Genomic DNA, 26,495 nt, shown 5'->3' with positions numbered 1-26,495 from the left:
AAGATTTTATGCGCCATCGCGCGCTCTTTGGCTAATATCTTTTCGGATTGCCCCGATAGAGAGAAGTTATGTCCCTCAACCTGCATCTGCTCCGCCTGTTCGCGGCCGTGGCGAAGACCGGGAGTTTCTCCCGCGCCGCCGACCTGCTGCACATCAGCCAGCCGGCGATCTCCAAGGGCGTGCGCGATTTCGAGCTGCAGGTCGGCTGCCGCCTGCTCGACCGCACGCCGAAGGGGGTGCGCCCGACCCGGGAGGGCGCCGCGCTGGCCCGGCATGCGGAGACGCTGTTCGCGGCCGAGCGAGCCGCGGAGGACGCGTTGCAGGCGCTGCGCAACCTCGACAGCGGCTCGCTGCGGATCGGCGCCAGCACGACGATCGCGACCTACATGATCCCGGAATATCTCGGCATCTTTCACCGCGCCTTTCCCGGCATCGACCTGCACGTGGTCAGCGCCAACACCAGCGATATCGCCGCACTGATGCTGGGGCATGAAATCGAGATCGCCCTTGTCGAGGGTCCGGTGGAAGACGAGAACCTGACCAGCGCGGCCTGGCGCACCGACGTGATGGGCCTGATCGCAGGCCCCGACCACCGCTTCGCGGCGGCCGCAGGGCCGATCGACATCCGTCTGCTCAACGACGAGATCCTGATCGTGCGCGAGCCCGGCTCAGGAACGCGCGAGGTGGTCGCGCAGGCGTTTGCCGCCCACCGCGTCGAGCCGCAACGGAAACTCGAGATCGGCAGCACCGAGGCGATCAAGCAGGCGGTGGCCGCAGGCGTCGGGGTCGCGATGGTATCGATGGCGACGATCGACGATCAGGTCAGGCTCGGAAAGCTGAAGGTGATCCCGATCAAGGGGATCCACATCGAGCGCACGCTGTGGCAACTCAAATCGCCCGGCCGGCTGGAGGTGCCGGCGGCGGTCGCGTTCGAAGGGATCATTCGGGAGGCGCGGGCCGCGAGGATGGTGCCGCACAAGCCGGCACTCAAAGCGCGGCAAACAGACCCTGCGCCCAGGCCACGGCACGCTCGAAGCTGAACACGTCCGGCTCGAAATAAACGGCGCGCGCCAGCACGATGCCGACGACCAGCGCCCAAAACACGCTGGTGCCTGCCGTCTTCAGCCATTTCGACGCGCGCCCGCTCGCGATCGAAGGATCGATTGCGGGGACCGGCTCGCCGAAGGGATCGAATGCGGATTGGCTCATTGTCGCGACCATCTGGAATGCCCTGAAGATGTCGCTACAACGGGTGCAGAAGCAAGGGTAGCGCAATGCCTTTTGCGCGGGCGGATTGGAAGGGTCTTTTGCGCGACGAGGCCGAGGGAGAGTTTTTTTCTCCGACCCGAAAATGCCCGATTCAGGCCGATCCTGCGGCTAAGGTCCGGACTCAATCAGGTCCACCAAATGATAGCGGCAGCAAGATTGACGGCCGAGAGGAAGTTTCTGGCGAGCTTGTCATAGCGGGTTGCAATGCGCCGCCAGTCCTTGAGCCTGCAAAACATGCGCTCGACGAGGTTGCGCCGCTTGTATGCGGCGCGGTCGAACGGATGGAAGCGTTTTCGGGTGGGATTGTTTGGGATGACCGGGGTTGTTCCCCGTTCGATGAGGAATTGCCGCAGTTCGTTCGCGTCATAGGCCGTGTCGGCCGCACAGCAACGCGGTGGTGGCAGAGAGCTGAGCAGGGGCAGCGCCGCGCGGATGTCACCACGCTGACCTGGCGTTACTTCGAGCGCGATGGCGCGTCCGAGACTGTCGCAGACGGCGTGGATCTTGGTGGTCCTGCCACCGCGGGAACGACCGATGGCCTGAGCCTCCGCCCCCCTTTTCCACCGGCCGCCGCACGGTGCGCCTTGGCGGTCGTGGAATCGATGGCCTGGAAGTCGTCATCGGGCGACAGGCCCCGAAGTGCTTCGAACAGATTGCGCCAGACCTCGCGCCGCGACCAGCGGTTCCAGCGATTGTAGACGGTCGTGTAAGGGCCGAACACTGCCGGGCAATCGCGCCAGCGGCAGCCGGACTTCAACACATGGATGATGCCACTGATCACGCGGCGATCATCGACTCGACGAGCGCCGGGCTGATTTTGCGGCAGCAAGGGCTCGATTGCTGCCCACTGCCGATCATTCAACCAAAACTCGCCCGCCATGATCCAAGCCCCGCAAATGCAGAGCTTGAATCATATCTCCACGTAAAATTATACATCTGATTGAGTACAAACCTTAAGAGCGAACGGGCTCGTGACACATGCACTGCCTTTTCGCCGTCATTGTGAGCCAACGGGTCGCGCGAACGCGCGCCCGATGACAGGCTCCGCAAAGCAATCCATCTGTCCGCAAGCTTGGACAGATGGACTGCTTTCGTCGCTATCGCGCCTCGCAATGACGAGCTGCGACGGTGCACAACTTCTCAGGCCGGCTGCGGCCGGAAGTTCTCGATAAAGCGCAGCAGCACCCGCGCGCCGGTCTCGGCGTCGGCGAGTTCGACATGCTCGGCCGGGTTGTGACTGATCCCGCCGCGGCAGCGCACGAAGATCATGCCGATATCGGCGATATCGACCATCGCCATGCCGTCATGCCCTGCCCCGCTCGGCAGCTCAAACACAGGAAAGCCTTCGGCCGTGACGGCATCGGCGATCTGCGACGTCAGCCATGGCGCGCAGGGCACGCTGCGGTTCTCATGAGTGACATCGACCTGCAGCGTCAGTTCGCGGCGTTTTGCGATCGCCTCGATCCGCTGCAAGATACCGGCCACCGCGCGCTCGCGATGCGCATCGCTTTGCGAGCGGATATCCATGGTGAAGGAGACTTTCCCCGGGATCACATTGGTCGCGCCCGGCATCGCGCTGATACAGCCGACGGTGCCGACGAGGCCAGCCGTGTCGGCCTTGCAGAAGTCCTCGATCGCAACGATGCATTCCGCCGCACCGGCCAGTGCGTCGCGCCGCAGCGCCATCGGCACGGTGCCGGCGTGGCCGGCGACACCGGTGAGGTTGGCCACGAGCCGGGTCGCGCCCGCGATCGCGGTGACGACGCCGACGGGTAATCCCTTCTCTTCCAGCACCGGCCCCTGCTCGATGTGCAGTTCGACATAGCCGAGCAACTCGCGGCGGGCGCGCGCCGCCTTGCCGATGTGATCGGGATCGAGCCCGAACTCGGTCAGCGCATCGCGCATCGATGTGCCGGCGCGGTCGCACGTGTTGAGCACGCTCTCGTCGAAGGTGCCGGCCACCGCCCGGCTGCCGAGCAGGGTGGAGGCGAAGCGCACACCCTCCTCGTCCGCAAAGCCCACAACCTCGACCGCGAATGGCAGCCGCTTGCCACGCCGGTTCAGATTAGCGACGCAGGCGATCGCCGTGATGACGCCGAGCGGACCGTCCCATTTGCCGGCGTCGCGCACCGTATCGTAATGCGAGCCGACCATCAGGCACGGCAGGTCCGGCCGCTCGCCCTCGTAGCGGCCGCAGACATTGCCGATGGCGTCGAGATGCGCGCTCATCCCGGCCTCACGCATCCACGACAGGATCAGATCGGCGGCCTTGTGGTGCTCTTCGGTCAGAAAAATCCGCGCCAGATGCTCAGGCGTTTCGGAGATCGCAGCGAGCGCGTCGACCCGCGCCACGATCTCTTCGCCGAGCGATGACCGCTCGTGTCCAGCTGCTGCTCCCATCTCGCTCATGCCGCTCCTTTGCGTGACCGCATCAATCCTATCCGTCCGAACTGACGCGACCGCGCTCGCACCGATGGCATGCTATCCGATCTCAAACGCATTGTCCGCCAGATGCTTCAGATGGGCGTGCCAGTGCTCGGCGATCGCAAGCCGGGTCGGCACCCAGACCCGCTCGTGCTTCTGGATGTAGTCAAGGAAGCGCATCAGCGCGGCGGCACGGCCGGGGCGGCCGACCACCCGGCAATGCAGGCCGATCGACATCATCTTCGGCGACGTCGCGCCCTCGGCATAGAGCACGTCGAAACTGTCCTTCAGATAGGTGTAGAACTCGTCGCCGCCGCCGAAGCCCTGCGGGTTGACGAAGCGCATGTCGTTGGCGTCGAGCGTATAGGGGATCACCAGATGCGGCTCGGTTCCCGGAGCCTTGATCCAGTACGGCAGATCGTCGGCGTAGGAGTCGCAGAGATAGCGCAGGCCGCCGGCCTCCATCAGCAGCCGCAGCGTGTTAATCGAGGAGCGGCCAGTGTACCAGCCGAGCGGCCGCGCGCCGGTCGCCTCGGTATGGATGGCGATGGCGCGAGCGATCTCCTCGCGCTCCTCGGCTTCCGACATGTCCTTGTGCTCGACCCAGCGCAGGCTGTGGCTTGCGATATCCCAGCCCGCCTCCTGCATCGCGGCGACAACGTCCGGGTTGCGCTTCAGCGCCATGGCGACGCCGAACACCGTGACCGGCATCTTGCGCTCGGTGAATATCCGCCACAGCCGCCAGAAGCCCGCACGCGAGCCATATTCGAACATCGATTCGATGTTGGCGTGGCGTTGCCCGACCCAGGGCTGCGCGCCGAGCACGTCCGACAGGAACGCTTCCGAAGCGCGGTCACCATGCAGGACGTTGTTCTCGCCGCCCTCCTCGAAATTGACTACGAACTGCACGGCAATCCGCGCGCCCTCCGGCCACTTCGGATCGGGTGGATTGCGGCCGTAGCCGAGGAGATCGCGCGGATAGCGGGGCTCGGTCACATCACACTTCCTCGAAGCGGATCTTCTGCGCGCCCTTCCAGAGCACGGTCTTGCCGAAGGTCGTGAGGTTCTCCAGCCCCGATGTCAGGGTGATGAAATGGTTGCCGGCGAGCTGGCCCATCTTGCTGGCGAAATGCACGCCGCCATAGGCGAGCAGAATCTCGGTCTCGCTGATGCCGCCGGGATAGAGGATGATCTGGCCCGGCGCCGGGTAGCTGGTGTGGTTCTCGTAGGAGACACCGAAATCGAGATCGCCGAGCGGCATCCAGACGCCCTCGCCGCTCCAGCGCACATGGATCGCCTGGCTCTCGAACGGCATCGCCCTGCGGAAGGCGGCGACCGTCTTCGGCGCGAGCTGCTCCTCGAAACGGGCGTCAAAGGTGAACTCGCCGGCGCGGACAATCAGTTTGCTCATCGATCTCTCGTGGGTGGCCTTTGCGGGAATGATGTCTCCACCATTGCCGCCGGCCCGCGCCTGACGCAAGGCCAATTCCGGCCGCCAGGCCGGGTTTTTCGCCGCAGAACAGGCCCCCAACGCAGATTTGAGCAAGGTTGCATTGCGCCGCGCAGCGCGGTTTGCGAACCTGAAAGGAGATGCGAAAGAGGTGTCTCCATGACGACAAATAGCCTGCACGGACATGTGGCGCTCGTGACCGGAGGGTCGCGCGGCATCGGCGCGGCGATCGTCAAGATGCTGGCGGAAGCCGGCGCCGCGGTCGCAATCAACTATCGCGAGCGTGCAACCGAGGCCGAAGCGCTGGCGAAGGGCATCACCGCGGCCGGTGGCCGGGCTGTCGCGATCGGCGCCGACGTGTCGGAAGCCTCAGCCGTCGCTGATATGGTCGAGCGCGCACGATCCGAACTCGGCCCGGTCGACATCCTCGTCAACAATGCCGGGATCGCGATCGTCAAGGGCGTCGACGATCTCACGGAGGAGGACTTCGATCGCACCATCACGGTCAATCTCAAATCGGTTTTCCTGTGCACGCAGGCCGTACTGCCGATGATGCGAACCAAGCAATGGGGCCGCATCGTCAATATCTCTTCCGGCGCCGCGCGCGGTGGCGGCGCGATCGGGCCGCACTACAACGCATCCAAGGCCGGCATCGAAGGCTTGACCCGCGGCTATGCCGCGCGGCTCGTCAAGGAAGGCATCACCGTGAACGCCGTCGCGCCGTCGCTGATCGAGACCGACATGATGAAAGGGCAGACCGCGCTGGTCAGCCGGATTCCGTTGGGACGTTTCGGCACCTCCGAAGAGGTCGCGCAGGCCGTGATGCTGCTGGTCAACAATCCCTACATGACCGGCCAGACGATTGCGATGAGCGGCGGCATGGCGTTCAACTAGCACACGTCTCCTTGCCGTCTTGACCACATCGCCGGTTTGCCCTACGCGTTAGCGTATGAACCGTTCGATCCTGATCGCCAATTTCTGGTGGCGCGCCTTCTGACAGGCGGGCCGAACGCGTTCATGCATTTTCGGGGCCGCCGCATCGGCCGGCCTTTTTTATGTCATCCAGCTCGCAATGCGGCGTCCCCATTCCAAATCGAATGGAGATACCGATGACCAAGTCAGTCATTCTCACCGGCGACCGCACCACCGGCCCGCTGCATCTCGGCCACTATGCCGGCTCACTGAAAAGCCGGCTCGCGTTTCAGGAAACGCACGAGCAGTTCTTACTGCTCGCCGACTTGCAGGCGCTCACCGACAATGCCCATGACGTCGGCAAGGTTCGCAACAACGTCATCGAGGTCGCGCTGGACTATCTCGCCGTCGGCATCGATCCGGCCCGAACATCGATCTGTCTGCAATCCCAGCTGCCCGCGCTCGCGGAACTGTAGATGCTCTACCTCAACCTCGTCACGGTCGCGCGACTCGAGCGCAATCCAACCATCAAGGATGAAATCCGCGCGCGCGGCTTCGGGCGCGACATACCGGCCGGCTTCCTCTGCTATCCGGCGGCGCAGGCCGCCGACATCACCGCCTTCCGCGCAACCATCGTTCCGGTCGGTGAGGACCAGGCTCCCTTGATCGAGTAGACCAACGAGATCGTTCGGCGTGTCAACGCGCTGGCCGGCCGCGAGCTCTTGCCGGAGGCGCAGGCGATCATCCCGCGCGCGGGACGGCTGCCAGGTATTGATGGACGTTCAAAGATGAGCAAGTCCGCCGGCAACGCCATTCCTCTCTCGGCCTCGCCCGATGAGATCTCGGCCGCCGTGCACGCGATGTTCACCGATCCCGATCATCTGCACGTCACCGATCCCGGCAAGGTCGAGGGCAATGTCGTCTTCACCTATCTCGACGCGTTCGACGACGATCGCGATGCCGTCGAGGATTTGAAGGCGCGCTATCGGCACGGCGGCCTCGGCGATACCACCGTCAAGCGGCGTCTGGAGGGCATTCTCCAGGAGCTGATCGCCCCGATCCGGGCGCGGCGCGCCGAACTGGCGACAGATCCTGATCACGTCGTCGGTATCATCAGGCGCGGAACCCTGAAGGGCAGAGGGATCACGGAGCGCACCAAGCGCGACGTGATGGAGGGGCTCGGCTTGTTCCAGCTGTGACGCAGTAAGGCTGTCATCAAACCGTGCGGGAACCGTGCTTGTCTGCAGTCGTTGATTGCCAGGCGAAACCGGATTTGGAGCTTGCCGTGATCGATCCGAAAGCGCTTCTCGAACGGGCCTCGCAATTGGCCGACCAGGCCAAGGACGAGAAGGACCAGAGCATCCGCGAACGGCTGCTGCGCATGGCTGACCACTACCGGGATCTGGCAGCGCATGAGGCATGGGCGCGCGAGAACCCACCATCGGTCAGCGGGATCACGAGCGTGCTCGGAGGCCGCGCGCATTGATCACCTGTTTTGCAGCCTAATGAGCCGCGGTCCGGCATTCAGCTGACGCGGATGCGATAGCTGAGCGACCGTCGCGTACCCGGCGCGATGTGCATCAGGCCGGGCTTGTCGGCAAATTCGCCGTCGAACTCCGCCGGGCTTGCGAAACCATGCCAGGGCTCGATGCAGAGGAACGGCGCACCGCCCACCTTCGACCAGATGCCGAGTTCGCGAAAGCCATTCCAGGAGACTTCGATCGCGGGGCCTTGCCCGGCGGTAAAGCGAACCGACGTGCTCGCGACCTGATCGAGGATCATGGCGTCGTCGTCGAACAACCGTTCCGACAATGCGAGCGTCCTGCCCCTAATCGGGCTGGGTTCGGCTTGCGGCCGCATCAACCCATCCTTCAAACCGCGGACCGGTGCGGGCTCGTCCTTCTCGAAGCTCAGCGTGTAAGCCTCCTTCGGCAATTCCGGCAGCAGTGGCCAGTTGAAGGCCGGATGACCGCCGAGCGAGGCCGGCAGCATCACCTCGCCGGTATTGATGACATCGAAAGTAACTTCGAGATCTGCGCCATCGATCCGGTAGGTGACTTCGAGCCTGAAGGCGAATGGATAGCGTGCGCGGGTGTCGGCGTCGTCGGTGAGCGCGAGCTTGCAGGACCGCGCCCCCTGCTCCAGCCATGCGAAGCGCCGGTCCCGCGCAAACCCGTGCTGCGTCATTGGATAGGTCTTGCCGTCGTGACGCAGCGCGTCGTTCTTCAGCCGGCCGACGATCGGGAACAGCACGGGTGCGTGGCGTGGCCATTGCGACCCCGCCTGCCACAGCAGCTCAGCGCCATCGGCCCCCTTGAGCGACGACAATTCGGCGCCCTGCGCCAGAATGGTCGCGGCGATCCTGTCGCCGTGCAGCGTGTGACTGTCGCTCATGCCCGCCTCGCCGGATTAAGGTGTGCCGCGAAAGGAGATGTTCGACCACGGCCGCGGCGTCAACCTTGTTGACGCGCACCGGCACGGTTTGATCGGTGGCACGAGCCAGCTCCGCCTATCCAGCAATCTTGGAAAAATCGGGCTGACGACGCTCGGCAAAGGCAGCAAAGGCCTCGCGCGCCTCCGCGCTCATCAGCCGCTCCTGGAAGATCTCGCCTTCGCGCGCCATTTGCGCTGATATCCTGGCGGTGTCGCGCATCAATGCCTTGGTGTGCAGGAGCGAGCCGAGCGGCCGCTTGGCGAGCGCCTCGGCCGCTGCCCGGGATTTGGTACGGAGATCGTCGAGCGGCACGACCGCGTTGGCAAGGCCGATGGCGACCGCAGTGTCAGCTTCGACCGGCTCGCCGAGCGCGAACATCGCGTACGCTCGCGCATAGCCGATACGCTGCGGCAGCAGATAGGTCGAGGCAGCCTCCGGCACCAGCGCAAGGTTGACGAACGGCGTGATCAACCGCGCATTCGACGCGAGATAGACGAGGTCGCAATGCAACAACATGGTGGTGCCGATGCCGACCGCATTGCCCTGCACGGCAGCAACCAGCGGCCGCGTCGCAGCCGCAAGCTTCGCGAGAAAGCGCGTCACGTGCCGCTCGCCCTGCGCGCCTTGCGAGGCCGCGGCGAAGTCTGCGAGATCGTTACCCGCGGTGAAGCTGTCGCCGTCGCCCTGGAACAGCACGGCTCGGATCTCGGAATCGCCTTCCGCGCGTTCCAGCGCGTCGGCCATCGCGCCATACATCGCGTTGGTGATCGCATTCTTCCTGTCCGGACGCGCCATCGTTACGGTAAGGACGCCCGCGTCCAGCACCACGTTGACCAATTCACTCATGCCTCACTCCTGTTGCTTGCTAGGCGTCTTTGTCCTTCGGAAATTTCTCTTGCAGGCTGGTCAGCCAGCGCGACACAACGTCGATCTCGACTTCCGAAAACCCCTCCATCAGGCGGTTGTTGATCAGCCTCGTCCGCGTCGCGGCGCGTTTGCCGAGTTCCTGTCCCGCCACAGTCAGATAGAGCCGCTGGCTGCGCCCATCGTCACCGTCGCGCCGGCGCTTCACGAGTCCCGCACGTTCCATCCGGTCGGCAAGTCCGGTCATCGCCGACGGCACGATGTCGAGCGCCTGCGAGACGTCGCCGATCAGCGCGCCATCGTTGCGCCCGAGAAAGAACAGCACGCCCGCCTGAGCCGACGTCAGGTCGTGCGCGGCCGTCTCTTGCTCGATCGCGCGCTGCAACCGTCGATAGGCCACGGTCAAAAGAAAGATCAGCCGGTGCTCTGCCTTCATGCGTATCGGTATATACTTCGCATGCGAAATATCAAGGTATTTCGTATACGAAATACCTTGCCGTCACGGAATCGCGCGCGCAAGACCGGTGGCCCGTCGCCGGGGAGACGGACACGCGCTCGCGGCGGGTGGGTTCGCGCAAAGCTCTCCCGCCTCAGTCGCATGTGCGCAATTCTTTTCGCTATGCAGCATCGTTGGATTGGCAGAAAGCTCTTGATCGAAATCGATCAACCCGGAAAGCTTCGGGCCCAGGGTGCCGCTTTGTCGGGTTTTGCGGCTCCGACGGGGTCGCGAGAGAGTCCATGACGCCATCGGCAAGTCCGGCCAAGGGACGCGCTGTCCGCCCGAAGCGGCCGCGCCATCTCAGTCCAGCCATGCGTTGCGAGACCGCATTTCGTCTGATCCTGTCCGAATGTCTCGAGGAAGTCGCAACCAATCACGAAGCCGTCCTTGCCGGCGATCAGACAGCACTGCACCACACACGCGTCGCGCTGACGCGGCTGAAGGCCGCGATCGCATTTTACGGACGAATGGTCGCGGATCCCGAATGGTCCCGGCTGAAATCCGAGCTGAAATGGTTGAGCGGATATCTCGGAGCGACGCGTGATCTCGATGTCGCGATCGAGAACAGCAAGGGCGAGCCCGAAGAGCGTGTGTTCGTGGCTGCGCGGGGCGAGGCTTTCGAACGGCTCAAGGATGCGCTCGGCAGCGAGCGTTACATGCAATGGTTCGAAGCGATGTGGAACTGGGTCGGCAGCGGCCCATGGACCGCAAGGCAGGATCGTCGCGCAGCGCAACGGCGCGCCGTTCCGGTGTCGGATTTTCATGCCGGACGCCTTGCGCGATGGCACAAACAGCTCGCGCAGAAGAGCCGCGGCTTGCAGGGCATGGGCAAGAACAAGCGGCACCGGGTGCGGCTCGCCAGCAAGCGGCTGCGCTACGCCATCGAGTTCTCCGAAGGAGGATTGCCGGAGGACGACTACGCGTCGTGGAAGGTCGTTCTGAAGTATCTGCGCAAGGGGCAGCAGGTCCTCGGCGAACTGAACGATGCGGATGTTCGCCTTGCGCTCATCGGAAGCGTTGACGACCAGGAGCAGCGAGGCGGGAGAGCCGCGCACAAGAAACTGGGCGAACGAAAGAAGAAGAGCCGACTCTTGCGGCGGGCTGCGGCGATCTATCGAAAAATCTCCGGTTGAGCGCGTGTCGGCGCGCTTGCATCCGCATCCGGTGCGGGCCCGGCTGAGGACTTGGTCTAAAAATTGATGTTTAAGATATCATTTATTGTCCTTGTAACATCATTACTTGATGTGCATAAATGACAATCAAACAGACCCGAATCTCAAGCGACGACCAGACCGATGATCACTGCGGCGCAGCTGCGAGCTGCGAGGGCCCTGCTCGGCATCGACCAGCGACAGCTCGCCGAACTATCCGGACTTTCGGTGCCGACCATCCAGCGCATGGAGGCGAGCGAGGGCACAATTCGGGGCAATGTCGACTCGCTCGTCAAACTGATCGACGCGCTCGGCGCCGCCGGCGTCGAGGTCATCAACGAGGGAGCCGTCAGTAGCGGCGGCGGCCGCGGCGTACGACTGAAGACCGGATCGAGTTCGCCGAAGGTGCAGATGTGATGCCGGCGGTCGATCAGCAGATCTGGTGTGTGGCCGCACTGCTGGGGACGACCCTTCTCGCGATCGGAACGATCAGATCGCGCAAATCGACAATTATCGTCTACGGCGCAACGTTTGCGATTTCGTTGATCGCGTTCGCCGGCGCCCTGTTCTCCCTCATCGCCCACGCCGAGGCGACGGAATTGGTGCTGCCGATCGGCTTGCCCTGGCTGGGATCACATTTCCGTCTCGACGCGCTCGCCGCATTCTTTCTTGCCGTGGTCAATCTCGGCGGTGCGGCAGCAAGTCTTTACGGCCTTGGCTATGGCAGCCACGAATCTGCGCCGCACCGCGTCCTTCCCTTCTTTCCAGCATTCCTGGCCGGGATGAACCTCGTCGTGCTTGCGGACGACGCGTTCACCTACCTGCTGTGCTGGGAGTTCATGTCGCTCGCGTCGTGGGCGCTCGTCATGGCGCACCATCGCGAAGCGGACAATGCGCGATCGGGCTACGTCTATCTCGTGATGGCAAGCTTCGGCACGCTGGCCCTGCTGCTGGCCTTCGGCCTGTTGTCGGAAGGCGGCGTAGGCTACGGTTTTGCCGCCATACGCAGCGCCCAGCACGCGCCATCCGAAGCCGCGCTGGTGCTTGCGCTGATGTTGCTCGGCGCCGGATCGAAGGCCGGTCTGGTCCCGTTGCACGTGTGGCTGCCGCTCGCCCACCCCGCGGCTCCGAGCCACGTCTCGGCGCTGATGAGCGGCGTCATGACGAAGGTCGCGATCTACGGATTCATTCGGGTCGTGTTTGATCTGCTCGGTCCACCAAGCTGGTCGGCAGGTGTCGTTGTGCTGGTCCTCGGCGGTGCGACCGCTGTGATGGGAATCCTCTATGCGCTGATGGAGAACGACCTCAAGCGCCTTCTCGCCTACAGCACGATCGAGAACGTCGGCGTCGTCTTCACGAGCCTCGGCCTTGCGCTCGCCTTCCAGGCGAACGGCCTTGGCCTGGCCGCAGCCCTCGCCTTCACGGCCGCGCTATTCCATGTCCTCAACCACTCGTTCTTCAAGAGCCTGCTGTTCTTCGGGGCCGGCGCCGTCCTGACGTCAAGCGGCGAACGCGACATGGAGAAACTGGGCGGCCTGATCCACCGCATGCCGCTCACGAGCTTCGCCTTTCTCGTCGGTTGTGTCGCGATCTCGGCGCTTCCGCCGTTCAACGGGTTCGTGTCGGAGTGGCTGGTCTTTCAGGCCGTTCTGCAAAGCCCCGATCTGCCGCAATGGAGCCTGAAGATCATGGTGCCCGCGGTCGGCGCCTCGCTGGCCTTGGCGGCAGCACTCGCGGCCGCATGTTTCGTCAAGGCCTTCGGCGTCACATTCCTCGGACGCGCGCGAAGCCCCGTCGCGGCAGCCGCCGACGAGGTCGATCGTTATTCGCTGGCAGCGATGTACAGCCTCGCGGCGCTCTGCTTCCTGGCCGGAATTCTGCCGAGCCTGGTCATCGACGCCCTGTCACCGGTCGCACGGGCCATGATCGGCCACCGGATGCCGGTCCAGGCGAACGACCCCTGGCTCTCGATCGTTCCGATCGCAGAGAGCCGCAGCTCCTACAACGGATTGCTCGTTTTCGTTTTCATAACGGCCGCGGCGTCGCTTGCGGTCTATTTCATCCATCGCTTTGCGTCGCGCGCGATCAAACGAGGTCCCGCCTGGGGTTGCGGCTTCGCCGATCCGACACCCGCGGCGCAGTATTCCGGAGCCAGTTTCGTGCAGCCGATCCGCCGCGTATTCGGCACGCTGATCTTCCAGGCCCGTGAACATGTCGACATGCCGCCGCCGGGCGACCTGCGGCCGGCTCACCTCAAGATCGACATGCGCGATCTGGTTTGGGAGGGGCTGTACGTACCGCTGACGGAAGCGGTGCGGTTGCTCGCCGAACGGTTGAACCATCTCCAGTTCCTGACCATCCGCCGCTATCTCAGCCTCGTCTTTGCAACCCTCGTCACATTGCTGCTGGTGCTGGCGATATGGTCGTGATCTCTGACATGCTCGTGCAGTTGGGGCAGTTGGGGCAGATGGCACTGGTGTTGCTGCTCGCGCCGCTGCTGACGGGCTTCGTTCGCAAGATCAAGGCCCGCCTGTTGCGGCGGAAAGGGCCATCGGTTTTCCAACCCTATCGCGACCTGCTGCGACTGCTTCGCAAGGAGGTCGTGCTCGCCGAGAACGCGTCCTGGCTGTTCCGCGTCACGCCCTATGTGACGTTTGCCGCCATCTGGGTCGCGGCGGCGCTGGTCCCGACGTTCGCGACCGGCCTGCAGTTCAGCTGGAGCGCCGACCTGATCGCAATCGTCGCCCTGCTGGGAAGCGCGCGCTTCTTCCTTGCGCTTGCCGGCATGGATGTCGGCACCAGCTTCGGCGGCATCGGCTCCAGCCGCGAGGTGATGATCGCCGCTCTCGCCGAGCCCGCGATGATGCTGATGGTATTCTGCGTTGCGCTCATTGCCGGCTCGACCCAGCTGTCGACCGTCGCAACCTTCATGGCCTCGTCGGAGGTGGGACTGCGCGTCTCGCTCGGAATGGCGATGATCGCGCTCATCATGGTGGCGCTCGCCGAAAATGCCCGCATCCCGGTCGACAACCCGGCGACGCATCTGGAGCTCACCATGGTGCACGAAGCGATGATCCTGGAGTATTCCGGGCGCCATCTCGCCATGATCGAGTTCGGCGCCTTTCTCAAGCTCCTGCTCTACGTCTCCCTGATCATCTGCGTGTTCTTCCCGTGGCAGATCACGATCGTCGGCGCGGGCCCGCTGTCCTACGTTGTGAGCGTCGGCGCCTATCTGCTCAAGCTTGCCCTCGCAGGCTTTCTCCTCGCCGTGTTCGAGACCGCGACGGCTAAGATGCGCGTCTTCCGCGTTCCCGAGTTCCTCGGCGCGGCGCTGATGCTTGGTCTGCTCGGTACGCTTCTTCGTTTCGTGTCGGAGAGCTTCTGATGCCAAATCTCGCTTTTGACATCGCCCATCTGCTCGCCGGCGGCCTCGTCCTGATCAGCTTCATGATGCTGTACCAGGACCGCTTGTACGCCTTGCTGAACATCTTCGCGCTTCACGCCTTGGTGCTCGCGTTTTCGGTCGCCTGGCAGGCGTTCGTCCAGAATGCACCGCATCTCTACGTAACCGCTGTCATCGCCCTGGTGTTCAAGGCCATCGTCATCCCGGTGGCGCTGCATCGGATCATCAAGCAGCTCGGCATTCACCGCGATATCGAGACTGCAGTGGGCATCGGGCCCACCATGCTGGCGGGGATGGGACTCGTCGCACTCTCGATGGTGCTGATGCTGCGCGTGACCGGCGCGGCCGATCCCCTGGCCCGGGAAGACCTCGCCTTCGCGCTGTCGGTCGTGCTGCTGGGACTGCTGGTCATGGTGACGCGGCGGAACGCCGTCAGTCAGGTGGTCGGCTTCATGTCGCTGGAAAACGGGCTGGTGCTGGCCGCGACGGGCGCCAAGGGCATGCCGCTCGTCGTGGAGATCAGCGTGGCCTTTTCGATTCTCATCGCTTTCATCGTGATCGGCGTGTTCCTGTTCCGCATTCGGGAACGCTTCGACACCGTCGACATCGGCGCTCTGGACGAATTCAGGGGAGAGCGGCGATGACCGCGGCGTCGGATGCCGTCGCCTGGGTTCTCTTGATACCGCTTTGCGCCGCAGCGGTGCTTGCGGCGCTGCCTGGCTACCGGCTGACCGCCGCGCTCAACATTCTTGCAAGCCTCGGCACCCTCCTGGCCGCACTTTCGCTGTTCATCATCGCGCGCCCGCAGCCTGGTCAGTACCTTCTGGTGGATGACCTGAACATCGTCTTCATCGTGCTCAATACCTTCGTGGGATTCACCACCAGCGTGTTCAGCGCGAGCTACATCGCTCACGAAATCGAGACCGGACGACTGACGCCGGGCTATTTGCGTTTCTACCACGCCATGTATCAGGTCATGATGTTCGGCATGAATCTCGCATTCGTGTCGAACAATATCGGCCTGATGTGGGTCGCGGTCGAGGTCGCCACGCTCACCACCGTCCTGATGGTCGGCATCTATCGGACGCACGCCGCGCTCGAGGCGGCCTGGAAGTATTTCATCCTCGGCAGCGTCGGCATCGCGCTCGCGCTGTTCGGCACGATCCTGGTGTACATGGCCGCGCGGCCGGTTGTCGGCGAGGGGCAGGACGCCATGGTCTGGACCGTCCTGATCGACCGCGCCGCGACGTTCGACCCGGCGCTGCTCAACGTCGCCTTCATCTTCCTGCTGTTCGGGTATGGCACCAAGGTCGGCCTGGCGCCGCTCCACGCCTGGCTTCCGGATGCGCATGCCGAGGGCCCGACCCCGATCTCGGCCGTACTCTCCGGCCTGCTGCTCAACGTTGCGCTTTATGCAGTGCTCCGCTTCAAGATCTTGCTGGCCGCCAATACGGACGCGATCTCGCCGGGCCCGCTGATGGTGACGATGGGACTGACCTCGCTGCTGTTCGCGGCCTTCATGCTGTACCGCCGTCGCGACATCAAACGGCTGTTTGCCTATTCCTCGATCGAGCACATGGGCATCATCGTGTTTGCGTTCGGGATGGGCGGTCCGCTCGCCAACTTCGCCGGCCTGCTGCACATGGTGATGCACAGCCTCACCAAGTCGGGGATCTTCTATGCCGTTGGCCACATTGCACAGGTGAAGGGCACGCAACAGATCGCCAACATCCGCGGCCTTACCGAAACGCATCCGGCGCTCGGCTGGGGCCTTGCGATCGGCGTGGTCGCGATAGCCGGTCTGCCGCCGCTCGGCATCTTCATGAGCGAGTTTCTCATCGTCAGCTCCACCTTCGCACGCCAGCCGCTGCTCGCTGTCCTGCTGGTTGTCGGCCTGCTGCTCGCTTTCGGCGCGCTCATGCTGCGCCTGACGAGCGTCGCCTTCGGCGAGCCGCGTGGCAGTACCGCCCCGGCGGACGCATCCTACCTGCCGATGTTCGCGCATTTTGCGCTTGTCCTGACTGCGGGCATTTACCTTCCGGGACCGCTCGTCGTCTGGTTCCAGCACGTCGCCAACCTGCTGGGTTAGCGCGAGGGAGAACGGGATATGCCGGCGTTGATCGATTTGATCCAGGCGGGCCGCGGGGTTGAACGGCACCATCCATGGCCGCGCGCAGTCGTGGACGGCGAAGTCTGGCGCTCCGCCGCCAGCTCCCTTGCGGACGGCGCGTTGAGCCTGCTCGGGCTATGGGGCGAACCGTCACGCGTGAATATGGCCATTCTCGACGACCGCACTGCCGATATCGGCGTGCTCAGCCTGGATTGTCCCGATCGCCGTTATCCCTCGGTCGCGGCCTTTCATCGTCCGGCGCTTCGACTGGAGCGCACCATCCACGACCTGTTCGGACTGGAGGCTATGGGAACGCCGGATACACGCCGCTGGCTCGATCACGGTCGCTGGCAAATGCGCGCCCCGCTGGGCGAACGTCTCGACGCATCGCCGGATGCTTCGCCTTATCCGTTCCTTCCGGCCGAGGGTAATAGCCTGCATCAGGTTGCGGTCGGCCCCGTGCATGCCGGCATCATCGAGCCCGGGCATTTCCGCTTCACCGCAAGCGGAGAGACCGTGGTCCGCCTGGAGGAGCGGCTCGGCTACACGCACAAGGGCGTCGAAGGACTGATGGCGGCGAGCACCGTCGAGCAGGCCGCGCGCCTCGCCGGCCGGGTATCCGGCGACAGCACGGTCGCCTACGGGCTGGCATTCTCGCAAGCCGTCGAAGCCGCGTTGCAGATCACGGTGCCGTCCCGTGCGCTGTGGCTGCGCGCGCTGATGGCCGAGCTCGAGCGCCTCGCCAATCATCTCGGCGACATCGGAGCGATCTGCAACGATGCATCGTTTGCGCTGATGCACGCGCATTGCGGCGTGCTGCGCGAGTGCGTGCTGCGCGCCGCCGAGGCTGCGTTCGGCCACCGCCTGATGCGGGACCTTGTCGTCCCGGGCGGCCTGGCGCGCGACATCGCGGGCGACGGACCGGCGGCGATCCGCGCCGCGCTGGGCGAGATCCGCCGGCATTTTCCGGCGCTGGTCGATCTCTACGACAACACCGCCTCGCTCCAGGACCGCACCGTCGGCGCCGGTAGCCTCAATCCTGCGCTCGCCCGGCAATTCGCGGCCGGCGGTTATGTCGGGCGTGCGAGCGGCCGCAATTATGATGCCCGCCGCAAGCCCGGTTACGGCCCCTACGACGTGCTGCGCTTCGAGGTTCCTGTCCTCAACGACGGCGACGTCAATGCCCGCGTCTGGATCCGGATCCGCGAGGTCGAGCAAAGCCTCGCGCTGGCCGATCAGATCATCGATGGGCTCGAGGCCGGACCGGTCAGGGTACCGCTGCAAGGTGGGTTCGCGGCTTCCGAAGGCATGGCGATCGTCGAGGGTTTCCGGGGTGACATCCTGGCATGGCTGCGCCTGCGCGGTGACCGGGTCGAGCGATGCCATCTGCGCGATCCGTCATGGTTTCACTGGCCCCTGCTGGAGGCCGCCATCGAAGGCAACATCGTGGCGGATTTCCCCCTCTGCAACAAATCGTTCAACTGTTCCTATTCAGGGCAGGATCTCTGAGGACTGGACGAGATGCGCAAACTTCTGTTTCAGAGCCTGCTTCGACAGCCATTGACCGAACAGGCGCCGCGTCCTGACGACGCCGCGCTCGCGGAGCTCGCGGCAATGGTTGGCTGCACCGCAAGACGCCGCCTCGGCCGCAGCCTCTCGATCCGAGAGGTTGATGCAGGCTCATGCAACGGATGCGAGCTGGAAATTCACGCCCTGAACAATGCGTATTACGACGTCGAACGGTTCGGAATCCGGTTCGTCGCCTCGCCCCGTCATGCCGACGTCTTGCTCGTCACAGGTCCCGTCACGAAGAACATGCGCGAAGCGCTGGAACGCACGTATAACGCGACCCCCAATCCCAAGTGGGTTGTCGCAGTGGGCGATTGCGCCAGGGACGGCGGATGCTTTGCCGGCAGCTATGCGGTGGTTGGCGGGGTTTCCGCGGTCGTGCCGGTCGATCTTCACATTCCGGGCTGTCCTCCAAGCCCGATGACCATTCTGCGTAGCCTTCTTGCCTTGCTCGCAGATGTGGACTCGGGCATCGCGGCACGCTGAGAAAAGAGTTGGTGGCCTGTGATCACGCCGCACCGGCGAAGATCGCCAGAGCATGATCCGGAAAAGTGTGAAGCGGTTTTCCCTCGCGACAAACGCGGAACGCGTTTGCGCGGAGATCATGCTCAAAACAAAAAGCTAAAGCGCGATGACGATACAACGTAATCTCATCGCGCTTTAGCCGCTGTCGCGCAGCACCAGCTCGAAACCGAGGTCGACGCGGCGCTCGCCGCCCCGCTCAAGCGTCAGCGTCGCCGCAGTGCGGCCGATCGCGTCGCCATGCACGCTGATCGTGCTCAGCGCAGGCGAGATCAGCCGCCCCATTTCGAGATCGCCGAGACCGATGACGGCAACCAGCTGCTCCGACGCCGGCCCCTCGCGTAGCAAGCCCGCCTTGCGCAAGCCTGCCATGAAGCCGATCGCATGCGCGTCGTTGGCGGCGAACACGGCATCGACACCAGGCAGGCGCGCATGCGCCGCGACACTGCCCGAGGCGTTGCGATCGAGGATCAACCGGCGTGGTTCGGCAAGGCCGCTCGCCAGGATCTCGTCCCTGAAGCCGAGCCAGCGGCGCGTCGCGCGCGGATCGTCGCCGCCGATGAAAGCGAGTTGCTTGCGTCCCTGCGCGACCAGATGTTTCGCGACGGCCACGCCGGCCTTGTAATTGTCGAAGCCCGCGACCGCATCGATCGGCGTTGCCGGCAAATCCCAGGTCTCGACAATCGGAATGCGCGCGTTGCGCAGCAGGCGGCTGCCCTCCTCCGTCGCGGGCGACCCCACCATGATGATCGCCTCGGGCCGCCGCGACAGCAGCGCCGCGAGCATGCGATCTTCGCGCGCCGCGTCATAGCGCGACTGTGCGAGGATGACCGAGAACCCAAGCGGCTCGAGCTTGTCGGATAATCCCTGCACCGTGTCGGCGAAGATCGAATTGGCGATCGTCGGCACCAGCACGCCGACCGAATTGGTCCGCGCGCTCGCCAGCGCGCCCGCGACCAGGTTCGGGATATAGCCGAGCTCGCGCATCGCCTGCTCGACCCGCGCGCGGGTCTCGGGAGCGACAAGATCGGGCATCCGCACCACGCGGCTGACCGTAATCGAGGAGACGCCGGCGCGCTTGGCCACCGCTGAAAGCGTGGGCGCGGCATCGGCCGGGTCGGCCTCGGGATCGGTCTGTTCGGAGCTCATGGCCGGACCCTGCCCGATTCCAGATTGCCAAGCCATAATGTTAGCGCTAACATGACCGCATGTTAGCGCTAACATGCGTGAAGAAGGGAGAAACGGGATGATTTCGGACGAACTGGTTCAGGCCTACAGGCGCGACGGGGTGATCGTGGTCCCCGAGGTGCTCGACAAGGAGACCCTCCGGCGGGTGCGCTCGGTGCTTGCAGATCTGGTCGCGGGCGCGGCTGATGTCACTGGACACACCGACGTCTACGACCTCGAACCGGGTCATACCCGCGAGACCCCCCGCGTCCGCCGCATCAAGGCGCCGCACAAGGTGCACCCGATCTTCGACGAGATCGTCCGCAGCCCCGCCGTGATCTCGATCCTCACCAAGCTGATCGGCCCAGGGCTCCGCCTGCACGGATCCAAGCTCAACATGAAGTCGGCGCAGTACGGCTCGCCGGTCGAGTGGCACCAGGACTGGGCGTTCTATCCGCACACCAATGACGACATCCTCGCCATCGGCGTTTTGCTCGACGATTGCGACCTCGAGAACGGCCCGATGCTGGTGACGCCGGGATCGCACACCGGCAACACCATGTGGGACCATCATGGCGACGACGGCTGCTTCGCCGGCCTGATCGATCCCGACCTGATCCAGGACGACATCAAGCGCGCGGTGCCCTGCATGGGCAAGGCCGGCAGCATGTCGTTCCACCATGTGCGCGCGCTGCACGGGTCGGCGACCAACACCTCGGACAAGCCGCGCAACCTTTTGCTCTACGAAGTGGCCGCCAGCGATGCCTGGCCGCTGATGGGGGTCAAGGACTTCGACGAGTTCAACAGCCGGCTGCTCGCCGGGCCTCCGGTGGTCTCACCGCGGCTCACCGACGTACCGGTGCGGATGCCGTTGCCTCCGGCGAAACGGCAAGGATCGATCTACGAGACCCAATCGGCGGCGAAGAAATCCTACTTCACGCGCGCCGCCTAAGACCGACGACAATGCCCGCGGCCAGGCCGCGGGCATTGCTGCTTTCGATACATAAAAACACACAAACGGGGAAACGAATGACCAAGATGGCAGATGGCGCCAGCAAATCGCGCCTGCGTGTGATTCTGGCCGCAAGCGTCGGCTCCGCGCTCGAATGGTACGACTTCTTCCTCTATGGCACCGCCGCCGCGCTGGTGTTCGGTGAGCTGTTCTTTCCGAAGAGTGATCCCATCGTCGGCACGCTGTTGTCGTTCCTCACCTTCGGCGTCGGTTTCGTGGTGCGGCCGCTCGGCGGCCTGCTGTTCGGCATCCTCGGCGACCGCTATGGCCGCAAGCCGGTGCTGGTTGCGACGCTGCTGATGATCGGTATCGGCACCACCGCGATCGGCCTTCTGCCGACCTATTCGCAGGTCGGAGTCTGGGCGCCGCTCTTGCTGGTAGCGATGCGCGTGATCCAGGGTCTCGGCGCTGGCGCCGAGTATGGCGGCGCGGTGATCTACCTCGTCGAGAACGCTCCGCCGAAGCACCGGGGCTTCTGGGGCGGCTTTGCGCCGCTCGGCGTCTCGGTCGGCAATCTGCTTGCCGCCGGCGCCTTCGCGCTGGTGACGGTACTGCCGCGCGAAGACCTGATGAGCTGGGGCTGGCGCCTGCCGTTCCTGGCAAGCTTCCTGCTGATCGTCGTCGGCATCTTCGTCCGCATGCGCGTGACCGAGACGCCGGTCTATACCGAGGCCGTGGTCGAACGCGGCAAGGTCGAGAGCAATCCGGCAATGGAAGCGTTGCGACGTCATCCGCGCAACTTCCTCGTCGTGCTCGGCGCGCGGATGGCCGAGAACGGGCTCGGCTATTTCTTCCCGGTGTTCGGCCTGAGCTACGTGATCACCACCCTCGGCGTGCCAAAATCGGAGGCGCTGAGCGCACTGATGTTGGCCTTCACGGTCGAGCTATTCGCGATCCTGGGCTTTGCCGCCTTGTCCGATCGGATCGGGCGGCGGCCGGTCTACATGTTCGGCGCACTGGCCGGCGTGGCGCTCGCCTTCCCGTTCTTCTGGATGGTCGGCACCAAGAGCTGGATCATGATTGCGCTCGCCTTCATCCTGGCGCGCGCCGTCGTGACCGCCGCGATGTTCGGGCCGCAGGCCGCCTATTTCGCCGAACTGTTCCCGCCGCAGCGCCGCTTCGCCGGCTTCGCCTTCGCGCGCGAACTCGGCTCGCTGCTGTCGGGCGGCCCGGCGCCGTTCGTCGCGACCGCGTTGGTAGCAGCCTATGGCACCTGGTGGCCTGTTGCCTGCTACGCCATGTTCCTGTCCGCCTGCACGGTGGTCGCGATCTGGATCGGGCCTGAGACCTATCAGGAGAACATTGCGGCGGACGAGACCGCGCGGGAGGAACTGCCCGCGGCGATCCCGTCGCGGGCCTGATCCATGGCGCAACAGCTTCGCGTCCTGCAGTCGCTCTGGGCGATGGAGCGGCGGCTGACCGACGAGCCGGAATGGCCGTTGCAGACCCAGCTCGCGATGATCCGCGACGCCGGGTTTGACGGCGCCGGCGTGCGTTTCATCGATCCGTCCTTCGCGCGTGAAGTCACGAGCTTCCTTCGCGCGCACGGCATGATCTGGCAGGCGCAGTGCTATCCGAAGACGGTCGATGACCTGAAACCGGTGCTCGAGCTGGTGGCCCAGCTCGGCGCCGATCACGTCAACCTGCAGCCGGATGTCCGCCCGCGGCGGCTTGCGGATTGCATTCCCCTGCTCGAAGGCTGGCGGCGGCTTGGCGAGCGGGCGCGTGTTGCGGTGCATGTCGAAACCCACCGCGACCGCATGACGACCGATCTGTTCTTCACGCTCGACCTGCTCGACTGCTTTCCCGATCTGCGCCTGACCGCCGATCTTTCACACTACCTGGTCGGCCGCGAATTCGCCTGGCCGGTCGACGACGTCAACCACGCGCTGATCCATCGCATCCTCGACAACGCCTGGGGCATCCACGGCCGCATCGCGAGCCGCGAGCAGGTGCAGATCTCGCTCGGCTTTCCGCAACATCAGGGCTGGGTCTCCCTGTTCATGGGCTGGTGGGACTACGCCATCCGCTCCTGGCGGAAACGCGCCGGCCCTGATGCGACACTGACCTTTCTCTGCGAGCTCGGTCCTCCACCTTACGCCATCACGGGACCGGACGGCCGGGAACTGTCCGATCGCTGGCAGGACGCGCTGGTCATGAAGGACATGATCCGTGCGCTTTGGGATCGCATCGTGAACGAGCCACAGGACCAACGCTTACGTTGATTCCACGTCACCCCAGCGGCATCCTGACACGAACCGGAGTTCAGGACGCTGCGAGGACCCTTGCGCGCGCATGGTCGAACCCAATCGCTCCGATGCTTCGCGTGCATCGTCGCCGCGATCACGGCGGTCTTCGCGTGCACAAGAGCACACGCAGCGGAGCTGACGCTGAATGTCGCGACCATGCCGCGCGTTGCGACCGTCGACGCGCGCTTCCAGTCCTACAACATCGAGATGGTCGAGGTAACCGGCGGACGGTTCTGGAGGCCCTACGCCGCAGCCGATGTGCAAGCCACCGCGAAAGCCGACCGGTTCGCAACGCGCGCCCCGATCGATCTCCACGATGTCAGGCTGCGCAGGCTCGCCGCGGCGCTGGCTCCCGCCTATCTTCGCGTCAGCGGGACCTGGGCCAACAGCACGTTCTTTGCAGATACAGACACCCCACCATCCGCGCCGCCTGCGGGCTTCAAGGGCGTTCTCACACGGCAGCAATGGCGCGACGTCATCGACTTCTCACGCACTGTCGACGCGCCGATCGTCACGTCATTCGCGATCAGCGCCGGCACACGGGATGCCAACGGTCGCTGGACATCGCAGCAAGCCCGACAGCTGCTCGCCTTCACCCGATCCATCGGTGGACATCTCGCCGCGACTGAATTCATGAACGAGCCCGATCTTCCGGCGATCGGCGGCGCCCCTCGCGGCTACGATGCTGCGGCCTACGGCCGGGACTTGGCCACGTTCCACGCATTCATGAAGAGCGCAGCGCCTGATGTCACCATCCTCGGCCCGGGTACGGCCGGCACCGGCGCGGACGCCGCGGCGCTTTTCGCGGCGGCGGCACCAGGCGTCGATACGATTTCCTATCATCACTATGGTGCGCTGTCGACCCGATGCGCCGGCGATCGCACACCGGAGGCCGCATTGTCGGACGAATGGCTGTCCAGAACCGGCAAGACGTTTGCCTTCTACAAGGCGCTGCGCGATCGCCTCGCACCGGGCAAGCCGATCTGGTTGACCGAGACCGGAGAGACGGCATGCGGCGGCAACCGCTGGGCCGCTACCTTCACCGATACGTTCCGCTACCTCGATCAGCTCGGGCGGCTGGCGAGGGCCGGCGTCCGGGTGGTGATGCACAACACGCTCGCAGCGAGCGATTATGGGCTGCTCGACGAGCACACCCATCTGCCGCGGCCGAACTATTGGGCCGCACTGCTGTGGCGGCGATTGATGGGAACGACCGTGCTGGATCCCGGTATCGCAGCGCGCCCCGGCTTCCACGTCTACGCCCATTGCGCGCGCGACACGCCAGGCGGCGTCGCCCTGCTCGTCATCAACAACGACCGGGACAAGCCGAGTGGACTGGTGTTGCCGGCGACCGCGCAACGCTACACGCTGGCGAGCGACAATCTCGCTGATGGCTCGGTTCGGCTCAATCGAACGACACTGGCGCTGGATGCCTCGGACCAGCTTCCGCCGCTCACCGGCGAAGCGACCACCGCCGGAACGATCATGTTCGCGCCGGCAACGATCACATTCCTGGTCGTAGCCAAGGCTGGGAATGCGGACTGTCCGTAGCGACCGGATGCCTTACGCGGCGCTGCGGTCGGCGTCGGAGGTCTCCGGCGGTCCCGCAATCAGATGGCCGAGCATGATCGCCGTCATCAGCCGCTCCATTTCGAGCCGCGCCGTGACATGCGACATCGTTGGACGCGCTCCGGGCGCGAGTTGGCTGATATCGTCGACCGCCGTCAATCCGCGCGGATAGAATTCGCGGAAGATCAGCCGCTCGGCCAATCCGTCGACGAGGCGGAAGTTCAGCGTCTTCGACAGTTCGCTCAGGGCGTCGCCGACCAGGCGCTTGTTGCGCGAGCCGAGCGTGGACAGGCGATTGCGCAACACCACCCACTCGAACGCCGGCTGATCATTGGCACTGCGCTCGCGCCGCGCCTCCTCCACCATCTTCGAATAATGGCTGATGCCGGTCACCTTGAAGTCGTTCGGGTCGACAGTCCCGAGCACATCGAAATCGAGGAAGCTGTCATTCAGCGGCGTGATCAGCGTACTCGCCAGCGAATGCGTGAACGAGGTCAGGTAAGTGTCGTGACCGGGACAGTCGACGACGACGAAATCATGCGACCGGCTGAGCCGCTCGACGATTTCGGCAAGCGCGCTGCGCCCGAGTGTCTCGACCTCGCTGGTCCTTCCGTTCACTGTCTCGAAGCACATATGCGTCGGACCGTCGAGGTCCAGCGACGCTTCCCGCGCCCAATCCCGCCGATTATCGACGTAGTGCGTAAGCGACTTCTGCTTGTTGTCGAGATCGATGGTGGCAACGCGCTGCCCCGCCTTGATCAGCGCGATGGCGACATGCATGGCAATCGTCGATTTGCCCGAGCCGCCTTTGTTGTTTCCTACGACAATTACACGTGCGTTTGTCATGCGAATCCATACCGGACGCTTGAGCCAAAGCAGGATGAAGTAGAATTTAAATAATGGATTCGAGTCTCCCTGATTCGATGAATCTCGACAAGAGTCGTCGCAATGCCGTCATGATAGAAAGGCGGCGGGTGCGACATCATTGCCACAACCGCACTTTGTCGGGCACGTATCGTGAACGCAGCTAGCGGCCCTGGAACACGGCGGCGCGGCGCTCCACAAACGACCTGATACCCTCGGCCGCGTCGGCGGTGTTGAGCACGCGTTCGCGGATCTGCGGAATGATCGCAATCGCGGCCTGCTCGCCGGCCTCGATGAACTTGCGGCCCGCTTCCTTCGTCACCTGGATCCCGAGCGGCGCGTTCCGCGCGATGATTTCGGCCAGCGCCATCGCGCGCTCGACCTGCTGTCCCGCCGGCATGACTTCCTGCACGAGGCCGATCCGATGCGCTTCGGCCGCCGAGAACTCGTCGCACAGCAGGAGATGGTACATCGCATCACCCCACCCTGCGCGGCTGATGTAGCGGAAATGCGCGCCCGCCAGCGGTGCGATCCCGCGCCTTGCCTCCATCTGGCAGAAGCGACAATCATCGGCGGCGACAACGATGTCGCCCGCCAGCATCATCTCGATGCCCACCGTGAACACGATGCCCTGCACCGCGGTGACGATCGGCTTCCGGCATCGCTTCGAGAGCCCGAACGGGTCGACATTGCCTTCCGGCAACGGCTTGCGCGTCGCGGTCGGACCGAAGAATTTCGGCATGTCGAGGCCGGCCGTGAAATTGTCTCCGGCCGCGCAGAGCACGCCGACCCAGAGACTTTCGTCGTTGTCGAGCAGCGTGAGCGCGTCCGACAGCTCCGCCATCATCTCCGGGCTGAACGCGTTCTTCTTCGCGGGATTGTCGATGACGATCTTCAGGATTCGGTCATGCCGTTCGTGACGGACCCGCCCTTCGCTCGCGCTGCCAGACATCGGTTCCTCCCATTCTTGTGACACGTTCATTCTGGATTATGCTTGTCATGTAGATGTATGATGGTCATAATCCTC

General features: G+C 64.4%; 25 protein-coding genes and 2 pseudogenes. 16 read left to right on the top strand and 11 right to left on the bottom strand.

Annotation, left to right across the window (positions count from 1 at the left end; all coding sequences use genetic code 11):
- Window positions 1–68: 68 nt before the first annotated feature.
- Window positions 69–1,040: a LysR family transcriptional regulator gene (locus tag MTX23_RS10695; RefSeq protein ID WP_280976593.1), complete on the top strand. Its 972-nt coding sequence runs from the start codon at window positions 69–71 to the stop codon at window positions 1,038–1,040.
- On the opposite strand, the gene MTX23_RS10690 is transcribed toward MTX23_RS10695, so the two are convergent.
- The 5 genes and pseudogenes from MTX23_RS10690 to MTX23_RS10670 all read right to left on the bottom strand — a co-directional run bounded on the left by MTX23_RS10690 (window position 988) and on the right by MTX23_RS10670 (window position 5,104).
- Window positions 988–1,209 (bottom strand): hypothetical protein, encoded by a 222-nt coding sequence (locus tag MTX23_RS10690; RefSeq protein WP_280976592.1) that lies wholly within the window; start codon window positions 1,207–1,209, stop codon window positions 988–990. The two genes, MTX23_RS10695 and MTX23_RS10690, sit on opposite strands and share 53 nt — an antisense overlap.
- Window positions 1,210–1,394: 185 nt before the next feature.
- A pseudogene (locus MTX23_RS10685) lies at window positions 1,395–2,149 on the bottom strand (IS5 family transposase).
- 260 nt (window positions 2,150–2,409) lie between these two features.
- Complete coding sequence (locus MTX23_RS10680) at window positions 2,410–3,669, bottom strand: allantoate amidohydrolase (protein WP_280978037.1); 1,260 nt, start codon at window positions 3,667–3,669, stop codon at window positions 2,410–2,412.
- Between the two features lie 81 nt (window positions 3,670–3,750).
- Window positions 3,751–4,689 carry an allantoinase PuuE gene (puuE, locus tag MTX23_RS10675; protein WP_280976591.1) on the bottom strand — a complete coding sequence of 313 codons (939 nt, stop codon included), beginning with the start codon at window positions 4,687–4,689 and terminating at the stop codon, window positions 3,751–3,753.
- A 1-nt stretch (window position 4,690) separates the two neighbouring features.
- Window positions 4,691–5,104, bottom strand: a complete 414-nt coding sequence (locus MTX23_RS10670) for a DUF3830 family protein (RefSeq protein WP_280976590.1) — start codon at window positions 5,102–5,104, stop codon at window positions 4,691–4,693.
- Between the two features lie 198 nt (window positions 5,105–5,302).
- Here MTX23_RS10670 and MTX23_RS10665 point away from each other — a divergent pair, with 198 nt between their 5' ends.
- From MTX23_RS10665 to MTX23_RS10655, 3 genes and pseudogenes are all read left to right on the top strand, one after another.
- Window positions 5,303–6,037, top strand: coding sequence for a 3-oxoacyl-ACP reductase family protein (locus tag MTX23_RS10665; protein ID WP_280976589.1), 735 nt, complete (start codon window positions 5,303–5,305; stop codon window positions 6,035–6,037).
- A gap of 215 nt (window positions 6,038–6,252) precedes the next feature.
- Window positions 6,253–7,254, top strand: a pseudogene (gene trpS / locus MTX23_RS10660) (tryptophan--tRNA ligase).
- 86 nt (window positions 7,255–7,340) lie between these two features.
- Window positions 7,341–7,541, top strand: coding sequence for a hypothetical protein (locus tag MTX23_RS10655; RefSeq protein ID WP_280976588.1), 201 nt, complete (start codon window positions 7,341–7,343; stop codon window positions 7,539–7,541).
- Window positions 7,542–7,579: 38 nt separating this feature from the next.
- Here the strand turns inward: MTX23_RS10655 and MTX23_RS10650 are convergent, their stop codons facing one another.
- The 3 genes from MTX23_RS10650 to MTX23_RS10640 form a co-directional block, all read right to left on the bottom strand.
- A complete protein-coding gene (locus tag MTX23_RS10650; protein ID WP_280976587.1) occupies window positions 7,580–8,449 on the bottom strand; it encodes an aldose 1-epimerase family protein in 870 nt (289 codons plus the stop codon).
- A 115-nt stretch (window positions 8,450–8,564) separates the two neighbouring features.
- On the bottom strand, window positions 8,565–9,335 hold the full coding sequence (locus MTX23_RS10645; protein WP_280976586.1) for an enoyl-CoA hydratase-related protein: 771 nt from the start codon (window positions 9,333–9,335) through the stop codon (window positions 8,565–8,567).
- 19 nt (window positions 9,336–9,354) lie between these two features.
- On the bottom strand, window positions 9,355–9,738 hold the full coding sequence (locus MTX23_RS10640) for a MarR family transcriptional regulator (protein WP_280976585.1): 384 nt from the start codon (window positions 9,736–9,738) through the stop codon (window positions 9,355–9,357).
- Window positions 9,739–10,091: 353 nt separating this feature from the next.
- On the opposite strand from MTX23_RS10640, the gene MTX23_RS10635 reads away from it, so the two are divergent.
- From MTX23_RS10635 to nuoB, 8 genes are all read left to right on the top strand, one after another.
- Window positions 10,092–10,985 carry a CHAD domain-containing protein gene (locus tag MTX23_RS10635; protein WP_280976584.1) on the top strand — a complete coding sequence of 298 codons (894 nt, stop codon included), beginning with the start codon at window positions 10,092–10,094 and terminating at the stop codon, window positions 10,983–10,985.
- Window positions 10,986–11,147: 162 nt separating this feature from the next.
- Entirely contained in the window at window positions 11,148–11,420 is a 273-nt protein-coding gene (locus tag MTX23_RS10630; protein WP_280976583.1) for a helix-turn-helix transcriptional regulator, read from the top strand.
- Window positions 11,420–13,432, top strand: coding sequence for a hydrogenase 4 subunit B (gene hyfB, locus MTX23_RS10625; protein WP_280976582.1), 2,013 nt, complete (start codon window positions 11,420–11,422; stop codon window positions 13,430–13,432). The genes MTX23_RS10630 and hyfB overlap by 1 nt, the downstream gene beginning before the upstream one ends.
- On the top strand, window positions 13,423–14,388 hold the full coding sequence (locus MTX23_RS10620) for an NADH-quinone oxidoreductase subunit H (RefSeq protein WP_280976581.1): 966 nt from the start codon (window positions 13,423–13,425) through the stop codon (window positions 14,386–14,388). The genes hyfB and MTX23_RS10620 overlap by 10 nt, the downstream gene beginning before the upstream one ends.
- Window positions 14,388–15,050, top strand: a complete 663-nt coding sequence (locus MTX23_RS10615) for a hydrogenase-4 component E (RefSeq protein WP_280976580.1) — start codon at window positions 14,388–14,390, stop codon at window positions 15,048–15,050. Before MTX23_RS10620 ends, MTX23_RS10615 begins: the two co-directional genes overlap by 1 nt.
- On the top strand, window positions 15,047–16,495 hold the full coding sequence (locus tag MTX23_RS10610) for a hydrogenase 4 subunit F (RefSeq protein WP_280976579.1): 1,449 nt from the start codon (window positions 15,047–15,049) through the stop codon (window positions 16,493–16,495). The genes MTX23_RS10615 and MTX23_RS10610 overlap by 4 nt, the downstream gene beginning before the upstream one ends.
- 18 nt (window positions 16,496–16,513) lie before the next feature.
- On the top strand, window positions 16,514–18,025 hold the full coding sequence (locus MTX23_RS10605; RefSeq protein WP_280976578.1) for an NADH-quinone oxidoreductase subunit C: 1,512 nt from the start codon (window positions 16,514–16,516) through the stop codon (window positions 18,023–18,025).
- A gap of 12 nt (window positions 18,026–18,037) precedes the next feature.
- Complete coding sequence (gene nuoB / locus MTX23_RS10600) at window positions 18,038–18,571, top strand: NADH-quinone oxidoreductase subunit NuoB (RefSeq protein WP_280976577.1); 534 nt, start codon at window positions 18,038–18,040, stop codon at window positions 18,569–18,571.
- Between the two features lie 174 nt (window positions 18,572–18,745).
- On the opposite strand, the gene MTX23_RS10595 is transcribed toward nuoB, so the two are convergent.
- On the bottom strand, window positions 18,746–19,756 hold the full coding sequence (locus MTX23_RS10595) for a LacI family DNA-binding transcriptional regulator (RefSeq protein ID WP_280976575.1): 1,011 nt from the start codon (window positions 19,754–19,756) through the stop codon (window positions 18,746–18,748).
- A 97-nt stretch (window positions 19,757–19,853) separates the two neighbouring features.
- Between MTX23_RS10595 and MTX23_RS10590 the strand changes: the two genes are divergently transcribed.
- From MTX23_RS10590 to MTX23_RS10575, 4 genes are all read left to right on the top strand, one after another.
- Complete coding sequence (locus MTX23_RS10590; protein WP_280976574.1) at window positions 19,854–20,726, top strand: phytanoyl-CoA dioxygenase family protein; 873 nt, start codon at window positions 19,854–19,856, stop codon at window positions 20,724–20,726.
- A 77-nt stretch (window positions 20,727–20,803) separates the two neighbouring features.
- Entirely contained in the window at window positions 20,804–22,147 is a 1,344-nt protein-coding gene (locus tag MTX23_RS10585) for an MFS transporter (RefSeq protein ID WP_280976573.1), read from the top strand.
- A gap of 3 nt (window positions 22,148–22,150) precedes the next feature.
- Window positions 22,151–23,011, top strand: coding sequence for a sugar phosphate isomerase/epimerase (locus MTX23_RS10580; protein ID WP_280976572.1), 861 nt, complete (start codon window positions 22,151–22,153; stop codon window positions 23,009–23,011).
- A 180-nt stretch (window positions 23,012–23,191) separates the two neighbouring features.
- On the top strand, window positions 23,192–24,586 hold the full coding sequence (locus MTX23_RS10575) for a hypothetical protein (protein WP_280976571.1): 1,395 nt from the start codon (window positions 23,192–23,194) through the stop codon (window positions 24,584–24,586).
- 12 nt (window positions 24,587–24,598) lie between these two features.
- Here MTX23_RS10575 and MTX23_RS10570 read toward each other — a convergent pair whose 3' ends face one another.
- Window positions 24,599–25,450 carry a division plane positioning ATPase MipZ gene (locus MTX23_RS10570; RefSeq protein ID WP_280976570.1) on the bottom strand — a complete coding sequence of 284 codons (852 nt, stop codon included), beginning with the start codon at window positions 25,448–25,450 and terminating at the stop codon, window positions 24,599–24,601.
- A 181-nt stretch (window positions 25,451–25,631) separates the two neighbouring features.
- On the bottom strand, window positions 25,632–26,420 hold the full coding sequence (locus MTX23_RS10565; protein ID WP_280976569.1) for a crotonase/enoyl-CoA hydratase family protein: 789 nt from the start codon (window positions 26,418–26,420) through the stop codon (window positions 25,632–25,634).
- Window positions 26,421–26,495: the final 75 nt, after the last annotated feature.

Origin of the sequence: Bradyrhizobium sp. ISRA436, assembly GCF_029910015.1 — a bacterium.
Classification (GTDB): Bacteria; Pseudomonadota; Alphaproteobacteria; order Rhizobiales; family Xanthobacteraceae; genus Bradyrhizobium.
The sequence above is the reverse complement of the archived record's forward strand: the minus strand, read 5'-3'. Positions and strand labels throughout refer to the sequence as shown.